This window comes from Parasphingomonas zepuensis, from assembly GCF_036663735.1.
Taxonomy (GTDB): domain Bacteria; phylum Pseudomonadota; class Alphaproteobacteria; order Sphingomonadales; family Sphingomonadaceae; genus Sphingomonas.
The window spans coordinates 469,361-492,664 of sequence record NZ_JAXOJO010000005.1 but is presented as its reverse complement, the minus strand read 5'-3'; the positions used below and the strand labels follow the sequence as shown (position 1 = coordinate 492,664).

At 65.4% G+C, this 23,304-nt stretch carries 19 protein-coding genes and 1 riboswitch; of the genes, 11 read left to right on the top strand and 8 right to left on the bottom strand.

Annotated features, from left to right (window positions below; translation table 11 throughout):
• Window positions 1–17 precede the first annotated feature (17 nt).
• The 7 genes from U1769_RS20235 to U1769_RS20205 all read left to right on the top strand — a co-directional run bounded on the left by U1769_RS20235 (window position 18) and on the right by U1769_RS20205 (window position 5,431).
• Window positions 18–707, top strand: a complete 690-nt coding sequence (locus U1769_RS20235; RefSeq protein ID WP_332719666.1) for a winged helix-turn-helix transcriptional regulator — start codon at window positions 18–20, stop codon at window positions 705–707.
• Window positions 708–807: 100 nt separating this feature from the next.
• A complete protein-coding gene (cobS, locus tag U1769_RS20230) occupies window positions 808–1,812 on the top strand; it encodes a cobaltochelatase subunit CobS (RefSeq protein WP_332719664.1) in 1,005 nt (334 codons plus the stop codon).
• Between the two features lie 52 nt (window positions 1,813–1,864).
• Entirely contained in the window at window positions 1,865–2,128 is a 264-nt protein-coding gene (locus tag U1769_RS20225) for a type II toxin-antitoxin system Phd/YefM family antitoxin (protein ID WP_332719662.1), read from the top strand.
• Between the two features lie 12 nt (window positions 2,129–2,140).
• Window positions 2,141–2,533: a type II toxin-antitoxin system VapC family toxin gene (locus tag U1769_RS20220; RefSeq protein ID WP_332719660.1), complete on the top strand. Its 393-nt coding sequence runs from the start codon at window positions 2,141–2,143 to the stop codon at window positions 2,531–2,533.
• 9 nt (window positions 2,534–2,542) lie between these two features.
• On the top strand, window positions 2,543–3,367 hold the full coding sequence (locus U1769_RS20215; protein ID WP_332719658.1) for a hypothetical protein: 825 nt from the start codon (window positions 2,543–2,545) through the stop codon (window positions 3,365–3,367).
• Window positions 3,364–5,193 (top strand): cobaltochelatase subunit CobT, encoded by a 1,830-nt coding sequence (gene cobT, locus U1769_RS20210; RefSeq protein ID WP_332719656.1) that lies wholly within the window; start codon window positions 3,364–3,366, stop codon window positions 5,191–5,193. Before U1769_RS20215 ends, cobT begins: the two co-directional genes overlap by 4 nt.
• Entirely contained in the window at window positions 5,186–5,431 is a 246-nt protein-coding gene (locus U1769_RS20205) for a ribbon-helix-helix domain-containing protein (RefSeq protein WP_332719654.1), read from the top strand. Before cobT ends, U1769_RS20205 begins: the two co-directional genes overlap by 8 nt.
• A 105-nt stretch (window positions 5,432–5,536) precedes the next feature.
• On the opposite strand, the gene U1769_RS20200 is transcribed toward U1769_RS20205, so the two are convergent.
• Window positions 5,537–6,112 carry a manganese efflux pump MntP gene (locus U1769_RS20200; protein WP_332719652.1) on the bottom strand — a complete coding sequence of 192 codons (576 nt, stop codon included), beginning with the start codon at window positions 6,110–6,112 and terminating at the stop codon, window positions 5,537–5,539.
• Between the two features lie 77 nt (window positions 6,113–6,189).
• Window positions 6,190–6,286, bottom strand: a riboswitch (yybP-ykoY riboswitch).
• A gap of 147 nt (window positions 6,287–6,433) precedes the next feature.
• On the opposite strand from U1769_RS20200, the gene U1769_RS20195 reads away from it, so the two are divergent.
• From U1769_RS20195 to U1769_RS20180, 4 genes are all read left to right on the top strand, one after another.
• A complete protein-coding gene (locus U1769_RS20195; protein ID WP_332719650.1) occupies window positions 6,434–8,998 on the top strand; it encodes a TonB-dependent receptor in 2,565 nt (854 codons plus the stop codon).
• A complete protein-coding gene (locus U1769_RS20190; protein WP_332719648.1) occupies window positions 8,998–9,750 on the top strand; it encodes a tetratricopeptide repeat protein in 753 nt (250 codons plus the stop codon). Before U1769_RS20195 ends, U1769_RS20190 begins: the two co-directional genes overlap by 1 nt.
• Before the next feature lie 48 nt (window positions 9,751–9,798).
• The gene (locus U1769_RS20185) at window positions 9,799–9,948 is read left to right on the top strand and encodes a hypothetical protein (protein ID WP_332719646.1); all 150 of its coding nucleotides are present in this window, start codon (window positions 9,799–9,801) and stop codon (window positions 9,946–9,948) included.
• A 121-nt stretch (window positions 9,949–10,069) separates the two neighbouring features.
• Window positions 10,070–10,204 (top strand): hypothetical protein, encoded by a 135-nt coding sequence (locus U1769_RS20180; protein ID WP_332719644.1) that lies wholly within the window; start codon window positions 10,070–10,072, stop codon window positions 10,202–10,204.
• A 9-nt stretch (window positions 10,205–10,213) separates the two neighbouring features.
• Here the strand turns inward: U1769_RS20180 and U1769_RS20175 are convergent, their stop codons facing one another.
• The 7 genes from U1769_RS20175 to dinD all read right to left on the bottom strand — a co-directional run bounded on the left by U1769_RS20175 (window position 10,214) and on the right by dinD (window position 23,298).
• The gene (locus U1769_RS20175; RefSeq protein ID WP_332719642.1) at window positions 10,214–14,833 is read right to left on the bottom strand and encodes an NAD-glutamate dehydrogenase; all 4,620 of its coding nucleotides are present in this window, start codon (window positions 14,831–14,833) and stop codon (window positions 10,214–10,216) included.
• Between the two features lie 230 nt (window positions 14,834–15,063).
• Window positions 15,064–16,647 (bottom strand): terminase, encoded by a 1,584-nt coding sequence (locus U1769_RS20170; RefSeq protein WP_332719640.1) that lies wholly within the window; start codon window positions 16,645–16,647, stop codon window positions 15,064–15,066.
• Window positions 16,628–17,125, bottom strand: coding sequence for a helix-turn-helix domain-containing protein (locus tag U1769_RS20165; protein ID WP_332719638.1), 498 nt, complete (start codon window positions 17,123–17,125; stop codon window positions 16,628–16,630). Before U1769_RS20165 ends, U1769_RS20170 begins: the two co-directional genes overlap by 20 nt.
• Window positions 17,126–17,209: 84 nt before the next feature.
• Complete coding sequence (locus tag U1769_RS20160) at window positions 17,210–17,908, bottom strand: M48 family metallopeptidase (RefSeq protein WP_332719636.1); 699 nt, start codon at window positions 17,906–17,908, stop codon at window positions 17,210–17,212.
• The gene (locus tag U1769_RS20155; protein ID WP_332719634.1) at window positions 17,905–21,141 is read right to left on the bottom strand and encodes a type I restriction endonuclease subunit R; all 3,237 of its coding nucleotides are present in this window, start codon (window positions 21,139–21,141) and stop codon (window positions 17,905–17,907) included. The genes U1769_RS20160 and U1769_RS20155 overlap by 4 nt, the downstream gene beginning before the upstream one ends.
• Window positions 21,138–22,451: a restriction endonuclease subunit S gene (locus tag U1769_RS20150; protein WP_332719850.1), complete on the bottom strand. Its 1,314-nt coding sequence runs from the start codon at window positions 22,449–22,451 to the stop codon at window positions 21,138–21,140. The genes U1769_RS20155 and U1769_RS20150 overlap by 4 nt, the downstream gene beginning before the upstream one ends.
• Entirely contained in the window at window positions 22,444–23,298 is an 855-nt protein-coding gene (gene dinD / locus U1769_RS20145; RefSeq protein WP_332719632.1) for a DNA damage-inducible protein D, read from the bottom strand. The genes U1769_RS20150 and dinD overlap by 8 nt, the downstream gene beginning before the upstream one ends.
• Window positions 23,299–23,304: the final 6 nt, after the last annotated feature.

Genomic DNA, 23,304 nt, shown 5'->3' with positions numbered 1-23,304 from the left:
CGTTATCAAAAACAACCATGGAGTTACAAAAAATAACTGAAGCGAAAAAGCCGGAAAGGCGCTGGTATGACGATGCGTGCGGCACCGCGCTCGGGATGGAACTGGTAGGCGAGCGCTGGTCGCTGCTGATCGTGCGCGAGCTGCTGCTCGGCGCGCGCCGCTTCGGGGAACTGCGCGCCGGGCTGCCCGGCCTCAGCGCCAATGTGCTGACTCAGCGGCTCGAGGGGCTTGAGGCCGCCGGCATCGTCGCGCGGCGCAAGCTGCCGCCCCCGGCCAGCGTTCAGGTCTACGAGCTCACGCCCTGGGGCGCCGAATGCGAACCGATCGTGCTCGGGCTCGGCCGCTGGGCGCTGCGCTCGCCCGCGCATGATCCCAGCCTGAACTTCTCGTCGGTCGCGCTGATGCTGTCGCTCAAGATGCTGGTCGTGCCGGATCTGCTTGGCGGGTTGGTCGCGACGATCGGCTTCCGGCTCGGGGCGGAAACCTATGTCGCGCGCGTCGCGGATGGCGCGATCGCGGTCGCGCGCGGCGATCTGGCCGGGTCCGACGCAGTGTTCGAAGCCGCGCCGAACGCGCTGCTGCGTGTCTTCTACGGCAAGCGGCCGCTCGAGGAGCTCGAAGCATCCGGCGCGTTGCGCGTTTCGGGCGACAGGGCCCTCGCGGATCGCTTCGCCGGGCTGTTCTCGCTACCGGAAAAAAGCGCCTGATCGGCCGCGCGCCGCATATCGCCTCATCGCATTGGTTGCGGCCATCGCTTCAAGACGATACCGGAGAGGCCAAACCGCCCCGGCGCGCAGGATTGTAACAATGACCGACATCCCCAACACTCAGCCCGACAGCCGCGAAACCACGATCATGGACGCGCCCGACAAGCTGATCGGCGTCCGCGACCTGTTCGGCATCGATTCGGACATGCAGGTCCCGGCCTTCAGCGAGGCGGACGAGCGGGTGCCCGATCTCGATCCGGCCTATGTGTTCGATGCCGATACCACACTCGCGATCTGCGCCGGCTTCGCGCACAACCGCCGCGTGATGGTCCAGGGCTATCACGGCACCGGCAAGTCGACTCATATCGAACAGGTCGCGGCGCGCCTCAAATGGCCGTGCATCCGCATCAACCTCGATGCGCATATCAGCCGCATCGATCTGGTCGGTCGCGATGCGATCGTGCTCAAGGACGGCCAGCAGGTCACTGAATTCCGCGAAGGCCTGCTCCCTTGGGCGTTGCAGACGCCGACGGCCCTGGTGTTCGACGAATATGATGCCGGCCGCCCGGACGTGATGTTCGTGATCCAGCGCGTGCTGGAGACCGAGGGCAAGCTGACGCTGCTCGATCAGAATCGCGTGATCCGCCCGAACCCCTGGTTCCGCCTCTTCGCCACCGCCAACACGGTGGGCCTCGGCGACACCAGCGGCCTGTATCACGGCACGCAGCAGATCAACCAGGGCCAGATGGACCGCTGGAACATCGTCGTTACGCTCAACTATCTGCCTGCCGCGGTCGAGGCGCAGATCGTGCTCGCCAAGTCCGGCGAATATGACAAGCCCGAGGGCAAGCAGGTCGTCGACAACATGGTGCGCGTCGCCGATCTCACGCGCCGCGGCTTCATGAACGGCGATATCTCTACCGTGATGAGCCCGCGCACCGTGATCACCTGGGCGCAGAACGCGCTGATCTTCGGCGATGTCGGCTTCGCCTTCCGCCTCAGCTTCCTCAATAAGTGCGACGAGGCGGAACGGGCGCTGGTGGCTGAATATTATCAGCGTGTGTTCGGCAAGGATCTGCCCGAGAGCGTGGTGGGTAAGACTTGATCTGGAGGCATGCGTGGACTAAGTGGACTAAGTCCATTTGAAGGGTCCGCGCATGGCCGCCACCGTCAATATTCACGAAGCTAAGACGCATTTCTCGAAGCTGATCGAGCGGGCGCATGCGGGCGAGGAGATCGTCGTTGCGAAGGCTGGGAAGCCTTATGCACGGCTGGTCCCGCTTGATACGGTGACGAAGCAGCAGCGGAAGCCGGGCCGCCTGAAGGGCTTGCTGGCGGACATTCCCGATTCGGTCTGGTTCGATCCGCTTCCCGATGATGAGCTCGATGCCTGGGAAGGCAAATATTCGAACGTCCTTTAGGCGGCGCCTGCGATGGCCTATTTGCTCGATACGCATGCCTTGATCTGGTGGTGGGACGATAATGCGCGATTGCCGGAAGGCATCCGCACATTGTTGTCGGATCCCTATAATGATGTGTTGGTAAGCGCGGCCGTTGGTTGGGAAATGGCCACCAAAGTCCGGGTCGGCAAGCTTCCGGAGATGGCGGAAGCCGTCAAAGACCGGAACTTCGGTCGATGGGTAATCGAAGATGGCTTTCGGCATCTCGACATACGTCAGGATCATGGTGTTCGTGCCGGCACGCTTCCGGGCGAGCATCGCGATCCCTTCGATCGGATGCTCGCTGCGCAGGCTCTGATCGAGGGGCTGACGGTCATTTCCCGCGACCCTGCGCTCGCGGCTTTCGGTTGCGATGTGATCTGGTAGAGCAACGGTGTGACCGCTGAAATCCATCGCCTCTTCGTCCTGTGTTTCGCTGCGCTGTTGGCGATCCTCACCCTCACCGCTGCCAAGACGGTGGACTACAAGGTCCGCCCCGCCTCGGTCCCGCTACTCCCCGGCCGCACGCTCAAGGGCGAGCAGATCGCCGTACCCGGCGCCATCATTGCCCAGAGCCTGATCGGCCGGCCGGAAACGGCTTTGCTGGTCGATCCGATCGCGCTCGACCGACTCGGCCAGAAACGCAACTTCACGCGGGAGACCGTGTTCGAATCGGCCAGCGTCCCGGGCGTGCCGGGCGATCCCCCGGTGCTGTTCTGCGAAACCGAACAGGATCCGTCGCTGGCCAAGGCGATGGTCGGCTCGATGGGTTTCGGCCTGGTCGGCATGTTGCGGCCGACCAAATTGGTCACCCGCTATTGCCTGTACGACAGCGATCAGGACGAGACGCTCGATCACGCCATCCTGATCGGCGCCAAGGGCGATTCGGGCCGCGCGCCATTCGCGATTCCGCCCGCCCGCTACGGGCTGATCAGCGGCATGGCGCTGGGCGGGGGCAGCGAACTGCGGCTGCGCTATGCCGGTACGGCCGGTGAGAAGGACAGCCTGGCGGTCGATGCCGAACTCGTGCTGTTCGGCATGAACCGCCCCTTGCCAGCGCCGCGCCACAAGATCTCCATCGCCAAGCTGCCGTCTTATGGGGTGATCGAGGGCGCCGTCGTGACGGTGCTCGAATTCGATCCCGCGACGAAGATTGCGCGGATCAGGATCGACCGCGATCTTGCGCCGGGGCGTTTGGTGGTGCCAGAGCAGAAGCCATGACGACGGAAACGCCTCTCGATCGCTTCAAGGCCGTGCTCGGCGGCACCGCGCGCGCGATCGCGCACGAGCCTGAGATCGAGCTCGCCTTCACTGCCGATGCGCCGACTCAGTCGGGCAAGCACATCAAGGTGCCAATGCCGGCGCGCACCCTGCCGGCCGACCAGGTGGCCGAGGCGCGCGGCTTCGCCGACGGTTTCGCGCTGCGCCTGCGCCATCACAATGCCGCGATCCATGCGCGGCAGGCGCCTGGCGATGCGGTCGCGCGCGCCGTGTTCGATGCCGTCGAGGGCGCGCGGGTCGAGGCGCTGGGCGCGCGCGGCTATGCCGGGATCGCCGCCAATCTCGCGACTGCGCTCGATCTGAAGCTGCGCGCCGATCCGATCACCCGCGCCCGCAACCGCGCCGAAGTTCCGCTGTCGACGGCACTGGGGCTGATGGTGCGCGAGCGGCTGACCGGGGCCGAGGCGCCGGCGGTCACAGCGCCCGGCATGGCGCTGGTGCGCGACTGGATCGAGGAAAAGGCCGGCAAGGATCTCGACGCGCTTGCGCTCGCCATCGACGATCAGCGCGCCTTTGCCCAGCTCGTGACGCGCCTGCTCGAAGATCTCGAGCTGGTCGAGGGCGACATGGTCCCGGACGATGCCGAGGAGGGCGGTTCCGAGGACGAAGGCACGGACGAGCAGAACAACGAGGAAGGCGAAGAGGGCGAGAGCGAAGGCGAGCAGGGCCAGGGCGAGATCGAGGCGCGCGGTTCCGATCGCGATGCCGAATCCGAAGACGGCGAGGGCACCGAACAGTCCGACGACCAGTTCCAGGACATGGACGGCGAGCCCGGCGATGATGGGGAGGAAGGCATGCTGCCGGTCCGCCCCAACCGGCCCTTCGCCGATCTGTCGCCGCAGTTCGAATATAAGCCGTGGACGACCAGCTTCGACGAAGTGATCGCCGCGACCGATCTGTGCGATGCCGACGAACTGACGCGGCTGCGCTCCTATCTCGATCAGCAGCTGGTGCATCTGCAGGGCGCGGTGACCAAGCTTGCCAACCGCCTGCAGCGCCGGCTGATGGCGCAGCAGAACCGCAGCTGGGATTTCGACCAGGAGGAAGGGCTGCTCGATGCCGCGCGGCTCGCCCGAGTCGTGGTCAACCCGACTCAGTCGCTCAGCTACAAGATCGAGCGCGAGACCGATTTCCGCGATACCGTCGTCACCCTGCTGATCGACAATAGCGGATCGATGCGCGGCCGCCCGATCTCGATCGCCGCGATCAGCGCCGACATCCTTGCCCGCACGCTTGAGCGCTGCGGCGTGAAGACCGAGATTCTCGGCTTCACCACCCGCGCCTGGAAGGGCGGGCAATCGCGCGAGACCTGGCTGGCCGCGGGCCGGCCGCCGCAGCCCGGCCGGCTCAACGACATCCGCCATATCGTCTACAAAAAGGCCGACGAACCGTGGCGGCGCGCCCGCGCCTCGCTCGGGTTGATGATGCGCGAGGGGCTGCTCAAGGAGAATATCGACGGCGAGGCGCTGCTCTGGGCGCACAGCCGGCTGATCTCGCGCCCTGAGGAGCGCAAGATCATGATGGTGATCTCGGACGGCGCCCCGGTCGACGATTCGACGCTGAGCGTGAATTCGGGGAGCTATCTCGAACGCCATCTGCGCCAGGTGATCAACTGGATCGAAACCAAGTCGCCGGTCGAGCTGGCGGCGATCGGCATCGGTCATGACGTGACGCGCTATTATGCCCGCGCCGTCACGATCATGGATGCCGAGCAGCTCGGCGGTACGCTGATCGAACAGCTCGCCGCCTTGTTCGACAGTGATTGAAGCGCCGCCGGGCGGGTTCGTTGGGCCGGTCAAACGATCGGTGACGATCGCCGGGCACGCCACCTCGATCAGCCTGGAACCCCTGTTCTGGACCGCGCTGGAACAGGCGGCCGCCGCCCGGTCGCTCCCGCTCAACGCGCTGATCGCCGAGCTCGACGCGCTGCGCATCCTGGCCGACGATCCGCCCAATCTGGCCAGTGCGCTCAGGACATGGCTGCTGGCTCAATCCGCGTCCTAGAGCGGGATGACTTTAGCTAGAGAGGGAAGACGATTCCACGCGATGTCATCTCGCTCTGAGCCAGCGCACGCCCGCCGTGCCGGCAGCGACTCGGGCCCCGTCCCCTCAGGCGGTCAGGTGCGTATAAAGGATCAGGCTGCCGATCGCGATCAGGGTGAGACCGCCCACCACCTCGGCATAGCGGCCCAGGAAACGCCCGACATGTTTTCCGATCAGCACGCCCACGGTCGCGACGACTGTGGTGATACCGCCGATCACCAGGCAGGCGGTGACGATATTGATGTCGAGAAAGGCGAGACTGACGCCTACCGCGGTCGCATCGATGCTGGTCGCGAGCGCGGTCGCCGCGAGGCCAAGCAAGCCGTGGCGCGTGTCCGACAGGTCAACGTCGTTCGCCAACGCGGCGGGTTTGCTGGCCTGCCAGAGCATGTGGAGGCCGACGCCGCCGAGCAGGAAGAAGGCTACCCAGTGATCCACCTCGGCGATCCACGCGCTCAGCACCAGGCCGACCGCCCAGCCGATCGCCGGTGTGATCGCCTCGAAGAACCCGAAGATGACACCGATGCGCAGTGCGTCGCGCCAGCGGGTCGAATTGCCGTCCGCGCCCTTGCTGATCGCGGCGGCGAACGCATCGACCGACAAGCTTAGGCCAAGACCGCCCAGCGTGAGAATTCCCGACATTTCATCTTCCCGAGGCCGCTTACGAACGATGCGAGTCACCTCTGGCCTGAGCGAGGAGTCGCATCGTTGGTCTGGCCGGGCAGGCGCGTGCGCCGCTGCCATCGCCACGAGCCACGCGGGCCCGAGTATGTTGACGATGGCCCTGCTCAAAGCAGGTAGCTACTCCCCAAGATGCGGCCCGAATAGGCACCGTTGGTATGACGGTCAACTGCGCGGCTGGCTTATGCAAGGTGCGCTACGGTTTTGGTGAGACTTACTCTCAATAGCGTTGACAATGAGAGTAACTCGCAATAGCCGATCCCGGAATAAAGGGGACAGATATTGCGCACCACTACCGCTCGCCGCACGCCGATCGCGAAGCCCGCATTTCTCGCGCTTTCCTGCGTCGGCGCTTTCGCAACCAGCCCGGCCCTTGCGGCCGATGGCCCTAATCCCGCCGCGGCAGACGATGCCGATGCGCAGGACCGTGAAGACGTGCTGGTCACCGGCGCGCGCGAAAAGGCGCCCAAGCAGGTCGCGGCTCCCGTCAACACGCCCCGTTCGATCGTCGTCCTGCCCAAGGAAGTAATCGAGCAGACCGGCTCGGCCAGCCTCGCCGATGCGCTGCGCACCGTGCCGGGCATCACCTTCGGCGCGGCCGAGGGCGGCAATCCCATCGGCGATCGCCCCTTCATTCGCGGTTTCGACAGCCAGGGCTCGACTTATGTCGACGGCGTGCGCGATCTCGCGGCACAGAATCGCGAAGTGTTCGCGGTCGAGGAAATCCAGGTCGTCCGGGGATCGGATTCAACGCTTGGCGGCCGCGGCAGCGCCGGTGGTTCGATCAACATCATCACCAAATTGCCGACCGACCGCAATTTCATCACGGCCAGCGCGAGTGCCGGTACCGCTGATTACAAGCGCGCGACGCTCGATGCGAACTACAAGCTCACCGATACCATCGCCGTCCGCCTGGCGGGCATGTGGCACGACCAGGATGTGGCCGGCCGCGATGCGATCTGGGCGCGCCGCTGGGGCGTCGCCCCCTCAATCACCATCGGCGTTGGTACGCCGACGCGGCTCACGGCGTCCTATTATCATCTGACGACCCATGAACTGCCCGACAGCGGCATCCCGTTCCTCTACACGATCGGCAACGCGCCCGGCACCGGCAACATCTATACCACGCCAGCGCTCGGCCGGATCACCACTATGGGCGGCACCACCGGAGTGGTCGATCGCTCGACCTATTACGGCCTGGTCGATCGTGATTTCCGCAATTCGGCGTCCGATCAGTTTACGGTGAGGTTCGAGCATGACTTCGGTGGCCTGACGGTTCGGAACACGTCGCGCTTCTCGCACAATTCTCAGGAATATAGCTTCCTTCTGCCCGACGACAGCACGGGCAATGTCTATGGCACCGCGACGACCAACCCGACCACGGGCGCGGCGGCTACGCGGGGTGACATCCTGACCGGCGGTTATGTCTGGCGCCGCGCCAATACGCGCTATGGCTATACCGATGGCCTGACCAACCAGACCGATCTGTTCGGCACCTTCGACACCGGGAGCATCAAGCACAGCATCTCGGTCGGCGCTGAATTCTCCTGGGAAAAGACGCGCCGGGGTGCATTCGTCACCCCGGGATATCTCAACGCGAGCGGCGTCGAGATTCTGTCGACCGGATCGACCGTCTCCCCACGCTGCAATACCGCGACCATTTCGCGCTATTATTGCACGAGCCTGTTCAATCCGAATCCGAACGACCCCTGGCTCAATTACGCGAGCGACTCATCGAGCGTAGTGGCACCGATTTCGAAGATGCAGCCGATCGAAGAGACTCAGAACGATGCGGAGACCCGCTCGATCTATGTTTTCGATTCGATCACCCTGCTGCCGTCGCTGATCCTGAATCTCGGCGCTCGCTACGATCACTTCAAATCGACCATCACTCCGGGCCAGCCGGTAGCTGCGACCCGCACCTTCCAGCTTTCGCAGACCAACGATCTGTTCAACTGGCAGGCAGGTCTGGTGTTCAAGCCGACACCGGACACCAGCCTCTATGCCTCTTACGCGACCGCCGCGACGCCGCCGAACAGCCTGCTGGGCGAGGGCCAGGAGGCCAATGCGCTCGGTGCGCCGACCAGCGAGGCGGCCTATGTCACCGCGCTGGCGCTGCTCAACTCGCTGAAGGTCGAAAAGACCAAATCCTATGAGGTTGGCGCCAAGGCCAATCTGCTCGAGGGCAAGCTGTCGCTGAACGTTGCAGCCTTCCAGACGGACACGGATAATGCTCGGGCCTTTGGTCCGAACGGCGGGGTCGAATTCATCGGCAAGCGCCGCATCCGCGGCGTCGAGTTCAACGCGAGCGGCCAGATCCTGCCCGGCTGGACGATCTTCGGCGGCTATACCCATCTCGATCCGAAGATCATCGATGGCGGCTTCACCGTGCTGACCGCGCCGGCGAGAACCGTCAACGATGTCGTCGTTCAAACCGCTAAGACGGTGCAGGTCGTTTCCGTCAACACCGGCAAGCAGGCGACACAGACAGCGCGGGACAGCTTCACGCTGTGGACCACGGTAGAGCCCGTCACCGGTTTCTCAATCGGCGGCGGCGCCTTCTACACCGGCCGTGTATTCGGCGGCTACGCCGACAACCGCGCCGCCACTCAGGACCTGGCCGGCGTGGTGACGGTGAGCCCGGCTACCAAGGTCCTGTACCGGACCGCGCCCGGCTACTGGCGCTTCGATGCACGCGCGTCCTATCGTTTCTCGCGTCAGGTGGAACTGGCGGTCAATGTGCAGAACCTGACCGACAAGACCTATTTCAATCAGGTCTATTCCTCGCACTACGCCGCGATCGCGCCGGGCCGGTCGGCCTTCGCGACATTGAGCGTTCGCTATTGATGACGGCAGCCCTCGATCTCGACGGGCTGACCGCTGAAGATATCGCCGCGCGCCTCTCGGGATCTCCCGGGGAGCGCGCGGCGTTCGTTCGGGCGGCGGCCGAGGCCGGGGTGGCCGAGGCGCAGGCCGTGTTCGGTCAGATGCTGCTCGATGGCGCGGGCGTGGCGAAGGACGAACCCGCCGCGCTCGGCTGGTTCGTGAAGGCCGCGGCGCAGCATCACCTGATGGCGATCAACATGGTCGGCCGCTGCTACGATCTCGGCTGGGGCACCGCGCCGGACAAGGCGCGGGCCGCCGAATGCTACCGCATCGCCGCCGAGCGCGGGCTCGACTGGGGCATGTACAATTACGCCACTTTGCTCGCGCTCGGCGACGGGGTGGCTGAGGACAAGGCCGCGGCGTTCGACTGGTTCAAGCGCGCAGCGAAGCTCGGCAATGCCAAGGCGATCAACTTCGTCGGCAGTTTCCATGAGGATGGCTGGGTCGTGCCGCGCGACCTGAAGCGGGCGGCGCGCTGCTATGCCCGCGCGGCGCAGGGCGGCGATTTCCGCGGCTGCTTCAACCATGCCCGGATGCTCGGCGCCGCGGGCAAGGCCGACGAAGCGATGGCGTGGCTGAAGCGGGCGGGCGAGACGGCGACGCCGGCCTTTGTCGAACAGGCCTGCGCCTGGCTGGCCGCGGCCGAGCTGCCGGCCTTCCGCGCCCGCGGTGCGCAGGCGATCCGGGCGGGCGCGGCAGCTAAGCCCCTTTAATCTCTGCGTAACGCCTTTGCGGTACAGTGGCATCCTGGGGAGGGAGCCATGTTCCAGCCACGCAAGGAAATGTTCATCATAGCAGCGGCGAATGACGACGGCGCCGAACGGGGGCCGGTGCATGGCTTGCTCTATGCCATGCCGATCAGCCTTCTGCTCTGGGGCGTCATCTTCTGGTGGCTCTTCGCCCCCCGTTGAGGCGCAGCCCGTCGCGAAAACCACCGTCGCGGTGCCATCAGGTATCTTACTATATTGTGACGCGGGCCAGACTGGGAGATAGTATCGCCCAAGAGAGCATAAGCTCTCCCGGGAGAGGAAGATGTTGAAAATTATCGCAGAAATGCCGCCACCGGGCCATCGCGGCGCGGCTGTGCTCCACGGCCTGCTTTTCGCGGTACCGATGGCGGTCCTGCTCTGGGCCGGCATCGCGGCCCTGGTAATCCTACTGGTCTGAGTTTCCCTTCTACCGCCCGAGCAGGACCCGGGCCTGGCCCGCAATCTGCGCCAGCATCGCTGCGTTCGGCGCCGGCGCATGGCGTGCCCGATCGACCACGGCCTTGAACTGACCCACCCGCCCGGCATTACCGGTAAGCCACGTCTCGACCAGAGCCTGCGGATCCCCGCCGCCCCGCCCGAGAAATTCGAGCCGCAACTGCTGGAAGTCGCGCGCTAGGCCCGCGATCAGCAGCCGTTCCCACGGATCGCCCGACGAGATGCGCGCCGCATTGGCCTGCGCCCAGTCCAGCCCCAGCGCCTGGCCGAGCCGGGTAAAGGCGCGCGTCAGCACGGCCTCGTCGATGCCGAGCCGCTCGCCGAGATCGGCGAGACCGACCGCGCCGTCCAGCTCGAACAGCCGCACCACTTTCTGCACCAGCTTCTTCGGCGCGCCCGCTTCTTCGAGTGTCGCCGCGATGCGGGCGCTCTGCGCGCTGGCCTCTTCAAGCAGCAGCGCCTTGGTCTGCTTGTCCAACTGCGCGATGCCCTTGCTCAGCCGCGCCAGCGCCGGTGCCGGGCCGGTGCCCGATCTGGTCACCCGCAACAGATCGGCGATCTGCGAGCGGGTCGCCACCGCGACTTCCTCGAACAGCGCGATTCGCGCTGCCTCGGGCATCGCCGCCGTCTCGATCTCGGCCCAGAGCGCCGGCAGGCCGAACAGCCGCTCGGTCACCACGAACATCGCCGCGATGTCGCTCATCGCGGCGCCTTCCTCCTCGGCCAGCTCGAACGGGTGGAGCACGCCGAGCCGGTTGACGATTCGGTTGGCTAGCTTGGTCGCGACGATCTCGCCGCGCAGCCGGTGCTGGTCGATCGCCGCGGCGAACTTCCGGCGCATCGCCGGCGGGAAGGCCGCCTGCAGATCGGGTGCCAGCTCCGGATCGAGCCCGAGCTCGCTATGCTCGATCGCCTCCTGCAGCGCGAGCTTCGCCGTCGCCAGCAGCACCGCCAGCTCGGGCCGGGTCAGGCCGCGGCCCTCCTGCGCGCGGCGCAGCAGATCGTCGTTGCCGGCCAGCCCCTCGACCGCACGGTCGAGCTTGCCCGATCCTTCGAAGATCTCGATCAGCCGCACATAGCTCGGCACCGCGGTCGCGCCGTCATTCTCGGCGATCGACAGCGCCAGCGTCTGCAGCCGGTTGTCCTCGAGCACCAGATGGGCGACGTCGTCGGTCATGCCCGCCAGGAAGGCGTTGCGCTTCTCATACGCAAGCCGCCCCTCGATCATCTCGCGGTTGAGCGCGATCTTGATGTTGACCTCGTTATCCGAACAATCGACGCCGGCCGAATTGTCGATGAAGTCCGTGTTGATCCGCCCGCCCAGCAGCGCGAACGCGATGCGCCCGGCCTGGGTGACGCCCAGATTCGCGCCTTCGCCGATCGCGGTCGCGCGGATCTCCTCGGCATTGACGCGCAGCCGGTCATTGGCCGGGTCGCCGACCTGGATGTTGTTCTCGGCCGCGGCCTTCACATAAGTGCCGATGCCGCCGAACCATACCAGGTCGACCGGCGCCTTGAGGATCGCCGAGATCAGCGCCCCCGGCTCCATCTCGGCCGCATCGAGCCCGAGCACCGCACGCACCTGCTTGGACAGCTTGATCGTCTTGTCGGTGCGCGGGAACACGCCGCCCCCCTTCGAGATCAGCGCCGGGTTGTAATCCGCCCAGCTCGACCGCGGCAGCGCGAACATGCGCGCGCGCTCTTCCCAGCTTGCCGCCGGATCTGGATCGGGATCGAGGAAGATGTGGCGGTGATCGAACGCCGCGACGATCTTCAGCGCCTTTGACAGCAGCATGCCGTTGCCGAACACGTCGCCCGACATGTCGCCGCAGCCGACCACGCGGATCGGCTCGCTCTGCACGTCTACGCCACGTTCCGCGAAATGCCGCTGCACCGAGATCCACGCGCCGCGCGCAGTGATCGCCATCGCCTTGTGATCGTAACCGACCGATCCGCCGCTGGCGAAGGCGTCGCCCAGCCAATAGCCCCGCTCCAGCGCGATCGCATTGGCCACGTCGGAGAAGGTCGCGGTGCCCTTGTCGGCGGCGACCACGAAATAGGGATCGTCGCCGTCATGCACGATCACGCCGGCCGGGTGCACCACCTTGCCCTCGACGATATTGTCGGTGATCGAGAGCAGGCTGCGGATGAAGATGCGGTAGCTCTCGGTCCCCTCCGCCAGCCATGCGTCGCGGCTAGAGACCGGCGGCAGCTGCTTGGGATAGAATCCGCCCTTGGCGCCGGTCGGCACGATCACCGCATTCTTCACGCGCTGCGCCTTCATCAGGCCGAGGATCTCGGTGCGGAAATCGTCCCGCCGGTCGGACCAGCGCAGGCCGCCGCGCGCGACTGGCCCAGCGCGCAGATGGATGCCCTCGACGCGCGGTGAATAGACCCAGATCTCGCGCCACGGAACAGGCGCGGGGAGCCCCGGGATCAGATGGCTGTCGAGCTTGAACGCCAAGGCCGTCTCGCCCGCCGGGGCAAAGGCGTTGGTGCGGAGCGTCGCCGCCACCACGTTGCGCAGCGCGCGCAGGATGCGGTCGTCGTCGATCGCGGAGACGGCATCGAGCCCCGCATCGATCGCCCCGTCGGCCGCCAGGATCGCCTCGACCTTGGCCTTTCGCGCCGGATCATGCGCCGCGCCGAACCGCTCGATGAGCGCCGCCGCCACCTTCGGCGCGCGCCGCAGCGCATCGACCACGGTGACGAGCGAATAGGGCAGCCCGGCCTGGCGCAGATAGCGGAACCAGGCGCGGAACAGAGCGATCGCGCCCGGCGCCATGCCGGCATCGACGATCAGCCGGTTGAACGCATCATTCTCGGCCCGCCCCGCCAGCACCGCGGCAATCGCTTCCTCCAGCACCGCCGGCTCCTTCGGCCAGCCCGCGCTCTCGACCAGGAAATCATGCACGAAGCCCTGCGCATCGTCGGCCAGCGCCGTCGGCAGTTCCTCGATCACGCGGAACCCGAAATTCTCCAGCACCGGCACGGCATCCGACAGCGGCAGCGCGCCGCCCAGCCGGTACACCTTCAGCCGCGCCGCGCCGTTCGCATCGCGGTACAGCCGCACGGAGCGGTCGCCCGTCCCGTCGAGCGGCGCGAGCCGCAATATGTCGCGCGCCGCTTCCTCGGCGCTGTTCGCCGCGCGATAGCCCTGCGGGAAGCTCGCCGCATGGCGCAGCGCCAGCCGCGTGGCGCGCGCCGGCTCGACAGCCTCGGCCAGCGCCGCTTCGACCGCCGGCACCCAGCCGCGCACCATCCGCGCGATCCGCGCGTCGAGCGCCGCCGCATCGGGCATCACGCCTTCGCCGCGCAGATCGATGGTATAGCGGATCTGCGCCACCACCCCGTCCATCGCGATCGACCAGTTGAGCAGGCTGCCCTTGGCGGCCTCGGCCAGCAGCTCGCCGATCGCCACGCGCCGCGCGGTGGTCAGGTCGTCGCGCGGCAGCCATACGAAGGCGAACAGATGCCGCCCCAGGATCGATCGCACCAGCACCAGCTTGGGCCGCGGCCGGTCCGCCAGCGACATCGCGGTCAGCGCCAGATCCTCCAGCGCTTCCTCGCCAAACGCCGTGATCAGGTCGTGCGGCAGATTGGCCAGCGCATGCGTCAGCGCCTTGCCAGTATGCCCCTTGGGATCGAAGCCGAACTTCGCCTCCAGCGCCGCGAGCCGCGCGCGCAGCACCGGCACGGCCTGGGGCGGCGCGTTGAGCGCCGCGCTGGTCCACAGCCCGGCATGGATCGACAGGCCCGTCACCGCGCCCTTCTTGCCACCACGCACCGGCACCAGCGCCAGATCGAGCGGCACATGCCGGTGGACGCCGGAGATCTGGTTGGATTTGAGCAGCAGCGGCGCTTCGCCGCCCTTCTCGAACCAGGAAGTGGCGAGCGCGCGCGAGGCCTCGGCCAGGATCGGCACGCGGTGCTCCTGCCGCGCAATGCCGAGCGGCGCCGCGCTCGCACCGCTTCCCCAGGCCTCATGCCCGAGCAGGGTGAAGTTGCGCTCCAGGAACCAGCCCAGCAGCTTCGCGCCTTCGCTGTCGCCCAGCTCCGCGGCATCGGCGGCCATGCGCTCCTGCATCGGCAGCCAGTCCGCCACCGCGGCGCGCACATCGGCTAAAGCCCGCTCCAGCGCGGCGAGCAGCTCGCGCCGCTCGCGCGAATCGGCGCGCTCCATCTCGATATAGATCATCGATTCGGGCAAGGTGCCGGGCTCCCCGGTGCCCTTGGCGTCGACGCTGGTCAGCGCCCCGGCCTCGTCGCGCGTCACGCACAGCACCGGGTGGATGATGCGATCGATCACGATGCCCCGCGCGCCGATCGCCGCCGCGATCGAATCGACCAGGAACGGCATGTCGTCATTGACGATCGCCAGCCGCATCAGCCGCCGCGGCTCCGATCCGGCGATCGGCTCCAGCGCCAGCACCGGCCTGCCCGGCGGCCGCGCCTCGGCCGTCGCGGCCATGAAGGCGGCGGCGGCGGCCCGCTCGGCCTTGCCGAACCCCTGCAATTCTCCCGGAAGGGCGCCCTTGGTCAGCCGGGCGGCAAGCGCGTCCGACAGCGATTTCAAAGTGGTCTTCGCCATGGCGGACCTATGCGCCCGGGGCATTTCGGCTTCAACCCTTGTGGCGGTGCAGCATCCCGATCCTACCCGATTCCTCTATCTCCCTCTCCCAGCGGGAGAGGGAAGGGGCCCATGCCGAAGGCATGGGAAGGGTGAGGGTGATCGGTCAACGGCACGCCCAACCTCCCTCAACCTCACCCCGCGCCGCTGCGCGGCTTGCCCCTCTCCTGAAAGGGGAGGGGCAGAAGACCTCACCAATCATCGTCATCATCATAGGCCGGCCGGTCGTACAGGCTCCACTCCTCCTCATTCCGCAACCGTCTCGCGCGCTGGCGCGGCGACTCCTCCCGCGCCGGCGCATAGCGATCCGGATCGAGCCACCCCGGATCGCGCAGCAGCACTGGCTCGGCAAAGGTCAGCGCCAGCGCATCGGCATCGTCGGGCGAGGCGAGCCCGCGCGATTTCATATGCTCCTTCTTTTCCAGCAGGATGGAGACCTGGTCCGCGGCATAGCCATATTCCACGCCCGTCAGGTCCGCCGCCAGCCTGTCCTCGTCCGGGATCGCCCCGCCCGAAAGCCAGCCGCGCATGTTGGTCCACATCTCGGATCTCTTGTTCGCGGTCTGCACGCGCATCTCGCCCTGCCAGATCGCCTCGCGCCCCTTGCCGCCGAACCACACTTCATACACGTTGGGCACGCCCAGCTGCCGCAGCCGATCGATCACCGCCGCGCCGATATTGCCCGCATCGACGAAGATCGCATCGGGATGGAATGCCTGCACCTGCAGCGCGACGTCCCCGGCGAGCGTCATCGCGTCGATCCCTTGCCAGCGCTTCCACGGCCGCGTCCGCGCATCCCGCCCGCACCGGATCGCCAGCGTCGAATGATCGTCGCCGAAGCGCGCGCAATCCAGGCCGAAGATCACCGGATCCCAGGTCACGCCGAACGTCTCGCGCGCCCGCGCCGCATCCACGGTGTCGCAATCGATGAACTGCATCGAGGAAGCGGAGGGGAATTGCCCGCGCACGCGCACCCGCACGATGTCGCTGTCCTCGCCATATGTCGCGACCAGCTCGTCCAGATAGGCCTTGTTCACCCCCTCCACCGATCGGCTGTCGATCTGCTGCGCATCCCACAAATGCCGGTGCCGTCCGAAACATTCGCGAAACGGCCCGGTATTGTGGGTCGGGTTGCCAAAGGCGAGGAAGATGATCTCGGTCTCCTCATCGGTCAGCGCGCCCAGCGCCACCTCCCACACTTTCGGCGCGATGCCCGATGCCTCGTCGAAGATCAGGATGATGCGCTTGCCCTGGTTGTGCAGCCCGGCAAACGCCTCGGTATTGGCGACGCTCCAGGTGACGAGATCGGCGCGCCAGCTGCGCTCATGCCCCGGCATGGTCGCGACGAGCGAGGTCGCGCTGGTGCGGAACCAGTCCTGCGTCAGCGAAAGATTGTGCCACTTGGCGATCTCCGGCGCGGTCTTGGTCAGCAACTGCACTTCGGTATTGGCCGTCGCCACGATCCGCGTGTCCACCCCGGTATCCAGCCCCCATTTGATCAGCATCGCGATCAGCGCCGATTTGCCGATGCCGTGGCCGGAGGCACGGGCGATGCGGCACGGCATGAAGCGCGTGGCGGGATCGGAAAGATGCGCGCCGATGGTTTCCATCACCTCGCGCTGCCATTTGCGCGGGCCCGTGACGCCGCGCAGCGCACGTTCGCCCCAGGGGTAAACGAGCTCGGCATGGCCAAGCGGGTTGTGCCGCAACCGTTCCAGCGATCGCGCCAGCAGTCGCCGCGATTCGCTCTTGGGTTCAATCCTCGTCTTCGTCACGGATCCACGCCTCCACTTGCCGCCCCTCCGCCTTCCGCTTGTCCGCGACGCGCAGGAACGCTTCCTCGATGATGTCGTGCAGTTCGGCCTTGCCGCTGTCGTCCTGGGGCGCGCGCCATTCCTTGGGCCGGCGGATGCGCAGCCATTGCAGCGATGCGCGCCAGTCGGGCAGCACATGCTGCTTGTATGTGGCGACGATCGGCTTCCCGTCAGGTCCCGGCGCATAGGGCCGCTCGACCAGATAATCGAACCCGGTCGCCCGCCGATACAGCGCTTCCTCCACGCGCCCATCGGCCAGCGCCTTGGCCGTCACGCAGGCTTCGCCGAACTCGGGATGCTCGGTGCGCCAGCGATAAAGGGTGGAGGGCGTGATCCCCAGCAGACCGGCGACATCCGTGTCGGTCAGGCCACGCTCATAGGCGGCGCTCGCCGCTTGGGCGTGCTCGGGCCGGTAAGTGCTGGGGCGTCCTTTTTTCATGGGACGCGGTTTGAGCGATTCGGGGGAGAGTTTGAATCGATGGGGGGCCGGCAGCGTGCGGCGCTGACAGCCGGTAACCTGCGGCTACAACATTTGCCGCTCCAGCCGATCCTTTCGCGCGGGCCAATCCGGCATCTGATCGCCCAGCAATTTCAGGAAGCCCGCCCCGTGATCCGGATGGACGAGATGACACAGCTCGTGGACGATGACGTAGTCGATTAAGCGATGATCCACTTCTGCAAGCCGGCGATTGAGGATCAGCGCCCGCCCGCCCGGTGTGAGGCTGCCCCAGCGCTTCTCCATCGGTCGAACGATCAGGCGCGGTCGGGCATCGCAAGGAAAAGTCCGCAACATCTCGGCGTAGCGCGCGCTCATCACCGCGCGGCCCTCACGCTGGTACCAGTTCTGGACTCGATTGCGCACCCGGCTGGTCTCGGAGGGATCGATGCCACCGACGATCAGATGGGTCGCGGTCAGCTCGACGCCGGGTGCTCGCTCGGGGTCGACCCGAAGCCGGTATTCACGCCCCTTGAACCAATGAGTCTCGCCGCTAAGATATTGGCGAGGCGGGGTCCTCGGCCTCAAGGCATCGAAGGCGCGTCGCGACCGCAGGATCCACGGCCCACGCTGCCGCAGCCGTTCAAGTATCGCGTCTTCGCTTACATCCTGCGGTGCGGTGACGGTCAGGCTGCTGTCGGGATTGACGGTGATGCCCAGGCTCTTCCGATCGCTGCGAACAAGCGAGAAAGGCACCAGCTCGTCGCCCAGAAACACCCCGGTCATTCGGACAATTGGCGCCGCGCGATCGCGACGACACGATCGATCAACGCATCCATCGTCTCGATATCGAGGCCGAACAGCCCGCGCCGCCCCTTGATCTCGTCATAGAGATAATCGTCCATCGCGTTGCGGATCGCATTCTCCACATCGGGGTCGTTCTGCCAGCCGACCCGCCGGTGGGCGCGCACGATGCTGGCCAGCGCCGCGCCGACATCGACGGAGATGGCCTCAATCTGGTCTCCAGCGATCGGCGCCAGCACCTCGTTCGCCACCCGCCACGCCGCGCTGGCCAGCTCGTCGCCGCGCACACCTTCAGGTACATCGTCGCTCGCGCCCTGCTTCACCACCTGGTCGCGGATATCGCGAACCCGCGTCAGGTAATCGGCCTCGGCCAGCCGCCCGGCGCGGAACTCCTCGATCGCCTGGGCGACCAGTGCTCCGAAGCGCGTGTAGAAGATCGGGTCCTCTTCCATCCGCTCGCTGATCGTCCGCGCGGTCGCGCTGGCGATGGCGTCCGCCACCGAGGCGGTGCTCCCCGTCGCCTCCTCGACCGCGGATTTGAACGCGGTTTCGTCGAAAATATTCACCGCCGGCACGATCTCGATCACGCCATCGGCATCGATGTGCCGGTCGAGCAGCTTCCTGATCCGCGCCTCGTGCTCGCGGATTTCCTTGGTCGAAAGCGTGTCGGCATAGCGATGCGACACGGCCCGGCGCAGATTCTCGAACCGCTTCAGGTCGGCCTTGTAATTGCCGATCTGCCGTTCGCTCGTCTCGCGAATGAACCCTTCGGACGAGAAGGCCGTAGCCAACGCCTTGGCGTAGGCGCGCAACCGGTCGTAGAAGTCGTGCCGAACCACCGTGTCGGCGAGGTGACGCTCATAGGCTTCCTGGTCAGCGGCGTTGCCGATGCCCTTGAACAGGTCGAGCAGAGCGGCATGCTTGTCGGGCAACGTCTCGGTCTGCTCGCGGATCGAGACAAGCGCCTGCGCAACGTCGCCCTCGTCATAATCGGCGAACGCCGAATAATTCGTCAGCGCTTCATCGAGCTCGCCAAGGATGCCGGCATAGTCGACGATCCGCCCATCCTCCTTGGTATCGTCTTCAGTCTCGAACAGCCGGTTGACGCGGGCGATCGCCTGCAACAGCCCATGCTCCTGCAACGGCCGCGCGAGATAGAGGATGCGGTTGCGCGGCGCATCGAAACCCGTGAGCAGCTTGTCGACGACGATGATGATCTCCGGATTGCCCGGTCCCTTGAAGCGGCGGATGACGCTCTTCTCATAGGTCTTCAGCCCGCCATGGTTCGCCTTGATCGTGGCGAGATGCGCGCGCACGACATCGTCGGTTTCGGCATTCACCCCCTCGGCGCCGTCGCGCTCGTCATCGTCGGATATCACGACGTCGCTCGTCACTAGGCCGAGCTCGTTCAGCAGCCGGTGAAGCAGGACCGCCGCCCGCTTCGACGGCGCGACGAGCTGCGCCTTGTACGGCGTATGCTGCCAGTTGCGCGCATAATCTTCCGACACGTCGAGCGCGACCTCACGTAGCCATGGTTCCGCACCGCGTACTTCGCGTCCGCGCGCCATGCGGCGCTTCAGGTCAGCGACCTGATCGGGGGAAAGCCCCTTCACCGCCTGTTCGAACCAGCGATCGAGCGCGCTTTCGTCGGCGCTCATATCGACATGCCGCCCCTCGTAAAGCAACGGCACGACCGCCTTGTCGGCGACCGCCTCGTCGATCCGGTAGGAATGGATCAGCCCGCCGAACCGGTTGAAGGTCGATCGTTCGGCCTTCAGCAATGGCGTGCCGGTAAAGCCGATATAGCAGCCGCCCGGAAACACCCGCCGCATCCGGGCGTGCATCGATTCATCGCTCTTCACCGTCTGGCTGCGATGGCTTTCGTCGACCAGCAGGAACACGTCGGTATCGTCATCGCGAAAGCGCGGATCGGCGTTGAGCCCGCTGTCGAACTTGTCGACGATCGTAGTGATGATGTCGGTCCGGGCGCGGATCAGTTCGATCAAATGGCGCCCGGTCCTTGCCTGCTCCACCGTCTTGCCCGACGCGCGAAACGTGTCGCGCAACTGCTCGTCCAGATCGACACGGTCGGTGACGAGGACCAGCCGGGCGTTCGGTATAGCCCGGACGATCGCGTCGGCGAGCATCACCATCGTCAGCGATTTGCCGCTGCCCTGGGTGTGCCAGATCACGCCACCACGGCGGCGGTGTGCCCCGGTCTCACTGGCGTCGCGTTGTTCCAGCCGTTCCAGCGCGCGGCGCACGCCGAAATATTGCTGGTAGCGTGCGATCTTCTTCACACCGTCATCGACGAGGATGTAGCTGCGCACCAGTTCGAGCAGGCGAGCGGGCGTGCACAAGGCGGCGAGCATCGCATCGAGTGGCGTGGCGATCCGCCCGGCATCCTCCATCATCCGTTCGTGGCGCCGGCGATGCGGTTCGAAATCGGCGAAGATCCGGGCTGCTTCGTCCGGGTCGAGTTGCGCGTTGACCGCGCGCGAGATCATCGCCTCACCAAACTCCTGCTCGCGCCAGCCGCCCCAAAATTGAGCGGATGTGCCGGCAGTGGCGTAGCGCGGATCGTGCGGGTTGGCTGCGATCAGGATTTGCGCGGTGGCGAACAAGCGCGGAATCTCATCATTGCCCTGGTTACGGATGGACTGGCTGACGCCCTGGCTCGCATCGTCCGCGGATTTCTTCACCTCGATCACGACGAGGGGAATGCCGTTGACGAACAGCACGATATCGGGGCGGCGGTGGCCGGTTCCGCGCGTGCATTCGACGGCATATTCGGCGGTCATCTGGAAGGCGTTGTTCTCCGGGGTTTCCCAGTCGACAAAGCGCACCTGCCGCCCACGTGTCTCGCCCTCGATCGTCATGTCGATCGAGGTGCCCAGGCGGATCAGGTCGGTCGCCTTGGCATTCGTCCCTTGTGCGCCGCTCGCGGTGTCGATCGTTGCTGCCTTCAGCCGGCCAATCGCTTCCGCCACGGCGGCGTCGGTCAGCGGATAGGCGCGTCCGCGATGCTCGATGCTGTTGAGTTTGCGCAGGGCGTTGCCGAGCACGTCCTCCAGCACCGTATCGGCCAGCCGCCCATGCCGTAGGCTATCGGCTTCGGTACGGGTGACGCAGCTCCAGCCGAGACCGGCTAGTGTGTGCAGCGCCTGTAGTTGTACTCCGCCCGCCTCAGTGGTCGCGAAGCCCGGACGAATCATGAGACCGGTTCCAATGCCGGTGAAGAGGGTATCAACGCATCGACGGATTCTGGGATAGGTAGCTTGCCGGTAAGGAGTTGCTGCATGAGCCCGCATTTCTGGTCACGGAGACCGGAGAGCAGTCGCTCGGCGCTCGCGACGTCCTCAAGGCAGCAATTGAGTGTGAGAGAAATTCGCCGTTGCTCGGCCAAAGGCGGAAGCCTAACGGGAATTCTCAAAAAATCGTCCGGGTAAAGCCTCAGGCGATCCTCCGTTAGGCCGTGAGAGTAGGCCCAAAGAAGGTCAATTGCTTCTTTCGATTTCAACCAGTGCGCCGCGAATTCAGGATCTAGATTGTCCTTTGGTGTCATCACAACATAGGCGGGGCTGATATTACCTCGAACACGACAAAGCCCTGAAGCCCCCTGCCACATCCGCATCATGTTGTAGGCGATATCACCAGGAGCGACGAGCAAATGAGCCTCTTCCGTCATCGCGCTCTTTGAACGCCGGTCGAGCATATCGCGGATGACAATGCCGTCGTTCATCGTAACTGAAAGCAGAGGAAGTCCGATCTCACCGGCCTGTCGGCGGGGGATGAAATAATCACGAAGGTGTGTGTCAGGCCATGGCTCGCCAAAGCCCTTCATCCGCTTCTGGCCCGTCAAAAGTTGGGCTTGGAACCATTCGAACCGCTTGCGCTTAACCTCCACCAGACACTCGGCGTTAGCGATTGCGGTGTCCCACGCGTCGAGCACTGTGGATATGCGCAGTTGTTCCGCCAATGGGGGGAATGGGATATTGAACAGCTCAATATCTTCTAAATTTAGGCCGGGTTGCGCGGCGCCCTTTACGTACTTCCGAACCTCGTCTTGGCCCCAATCGGACTTGAGTGCGTGCGCAACAAAAGAAGGGCTTGCTTTTGCGTTATCAACGGCAATGCGTGCGGTTGTCTGGGTGATATTCGCTCCATCCAGCCAACTCGGTACGACAGCTATTGTGCCGGTATTCGCGCCGACAATAGTAAGGACTATATCTCCTGCACGTAGTCTTGAACGTTTGTATGGGCGATCGATCTCCGGTCGAACCCGTTTCATCTGGTCGAGCAGGACCCATCCTGTCGAATAATCGCCGCCACGGACGAGCACGACGCCTTGCTGAACAAAACCTCCGGGTTGAACTATGCCGTAGGTGATTTTTCGGTTTGCTTGTACCACGGATGCTAAGGTGCGGATCTCCCATCCCTGAGGCAGCATCGCGATTCCCCTTTCACGCCGACTTTCACTTGTCGCTTCAATCGGTTCGACGAAATAGCGTTTCTGCTTATTCATCACGCTTACCGCCTGTGATCGCCTTCTTCTGCTCGCGCTCGATCTGTGGAATGCTCTTCGGCGGCACGGGCAGGTTTTCGGGCATCGTCCCGCCCAGATCCTTGATCGTCTGGCGCACCGCGCGGCCGACCTCATGATGTGTCGCATTGGCCTTGTGCTTGCCCTTGATGCCGTCGCGGCGCAGCTTCTCTTCGGTCTGCGTCGCGCGGAACAGATTGGCGGCGAGCTCGGTGCTGCCCATGTGATCGAGGATCTTCTGGCTTTTCTTCAGACCCTTGCGCTGGTGAATATCCTTGGCCCCGGCGCCGCCATAAAGGCCGCGATAGCCGTGATCCTGAAACACCGCATAATCGAGCGGGGTTTCGATGCCGGATTGCTTGGCGGCGGCGCTGAGCGTCTTGTTATGCTCCGCCAGCTCCAGGCGGAGCATCAGCCGGCGGTCGTCCTCCGACAACCGCTGGAACTGGTCGCCATCCTGCAATTCCTGCCGGCGCGTCTGGACGGCGAAATAGGTTTGCCCGAGCGCGATGACCGGCTTTGCCGGGTCGCCATTCTGCACCACCAGATAACAGGCATAGCGCGACAGCCGGATGTCGGCGATCTGGCGTTGCGCGCCCGAGCCGATCGTGACCATTTCGAGGATGTCCTCGAAATGGTTTTCCGGCGCCTGGCCACTGTTGCGACACGCCTCGCGCGCCTTTTCCATCACCGGCTGGAAATGCCGATACTCGGAATAATCGAGCACGCGCGACAGCTGCCGCGCCAGCCAGAACTCGTTGCCATCCTCGTCCAGATGACGAATGGATTCGAAGGTGTGGAGGTGGCGTTTGGCGATTTCGCTGTCCATCATCGG

Coding starts and splice junctions, on each gene's coding strand:
- U1769_RS20235 (WP_332719666.1), top strand. CDS start 18: ATGGAGTTACAAAAAATAACTGAAGCGAAAAAGCCGGAAAGGCGCTGG.
- cobS (WP_332719664.1), top strand. CDS start 808: ATGACCGACATCCCCAACACTCAGCCCGACAGCCGCGAAACCACGATC.
- U1769_RS20225 (WP_332719662.1), top strand. CDS start 1,865: ATGGCCGCCACCGTCAATATTCACGAAGCTAAGACGCATTTCTCGAAG.
- U1769_RS20220 (WP_332719660.1), top strand. CDS start 2,141: ATGGCCTATTTGCTCGATACGCATGCCTTGATCTGGTGGTGGGACGAT.
- cobT (WP_332719656.1), top strand. CDS start 3,364: ATGACGACGGAAACGCCTCTCGATCGCTTCAAGGCCGTGCTCGGCGGC.
- U1769_RS20200 (WP_332719652.1), bottom strand. CDS start 6,112: ATGTCGGGAATTCTCACGCTGGGCGGTCTTGGCCTAAGCTTGTCGGTC.
- U1769_RS20190 (WP_332719648.1), top strand. CDS start 8,998: ATGACGGCAGCCCTCGATCTCGACGGGCTGACCGCTGAAGATATCGCC.
- U1769_RS20185 (WP_332719646.1), top strand. CDS start 9,799: ATGTTCCAGCCACGCAAGGAAATGTTCATCATAGCAGCGGCGAATGAC.
- U1769_RS20180 (WP_332719644.1), top strand. CDS start 10,070: ATGTTGAAAATTATCGCAGAAATGCCGCCACCGGGCCATCGCGGCGCG.
- U1769_RS20175 (WP_332719642.1), bottom strand. CDS start 14,833: ATGGCGAAGACCACTTTGAAATCGCTGTCGGACGCGCTTGCCGCCCGG.
- U1769_RS20165 (WP_332719638.1), bottom strand. CDS start 17,125: ATGAAAAAAGGACGCCCCAGCACTTACCGGCCCGAGCACGCCCAAGCG.
- U1769_RS20160 (WP_332719636.1), bottom strand. CDS start 17,908: ATGACCGGGGTGTTTCTGGGCGACGAGCTGGTGCCTTTCTCGCTTGTT.
- U1769_RS20155 (WP_332719634.1), bottom strand. CDS start 21,141: ATGATTCGTCCGGGCTTCGCGACCACTGAGGCGGGCGGAGTACAACTA.
- U1769_RS20150 (WP_332719850.1), bottom strand. CDS start 22,451: ATGAATAAGCAGAAACGCTATTTCGTCGAACCGATTGAAGCGACAAGT.
- dinD (WP_332719632.1), bottom strand. CDS start 23,298: ATGGACAGCGAAATCGCCAAACGCCACCTCCACACCTTCGAATCCATT.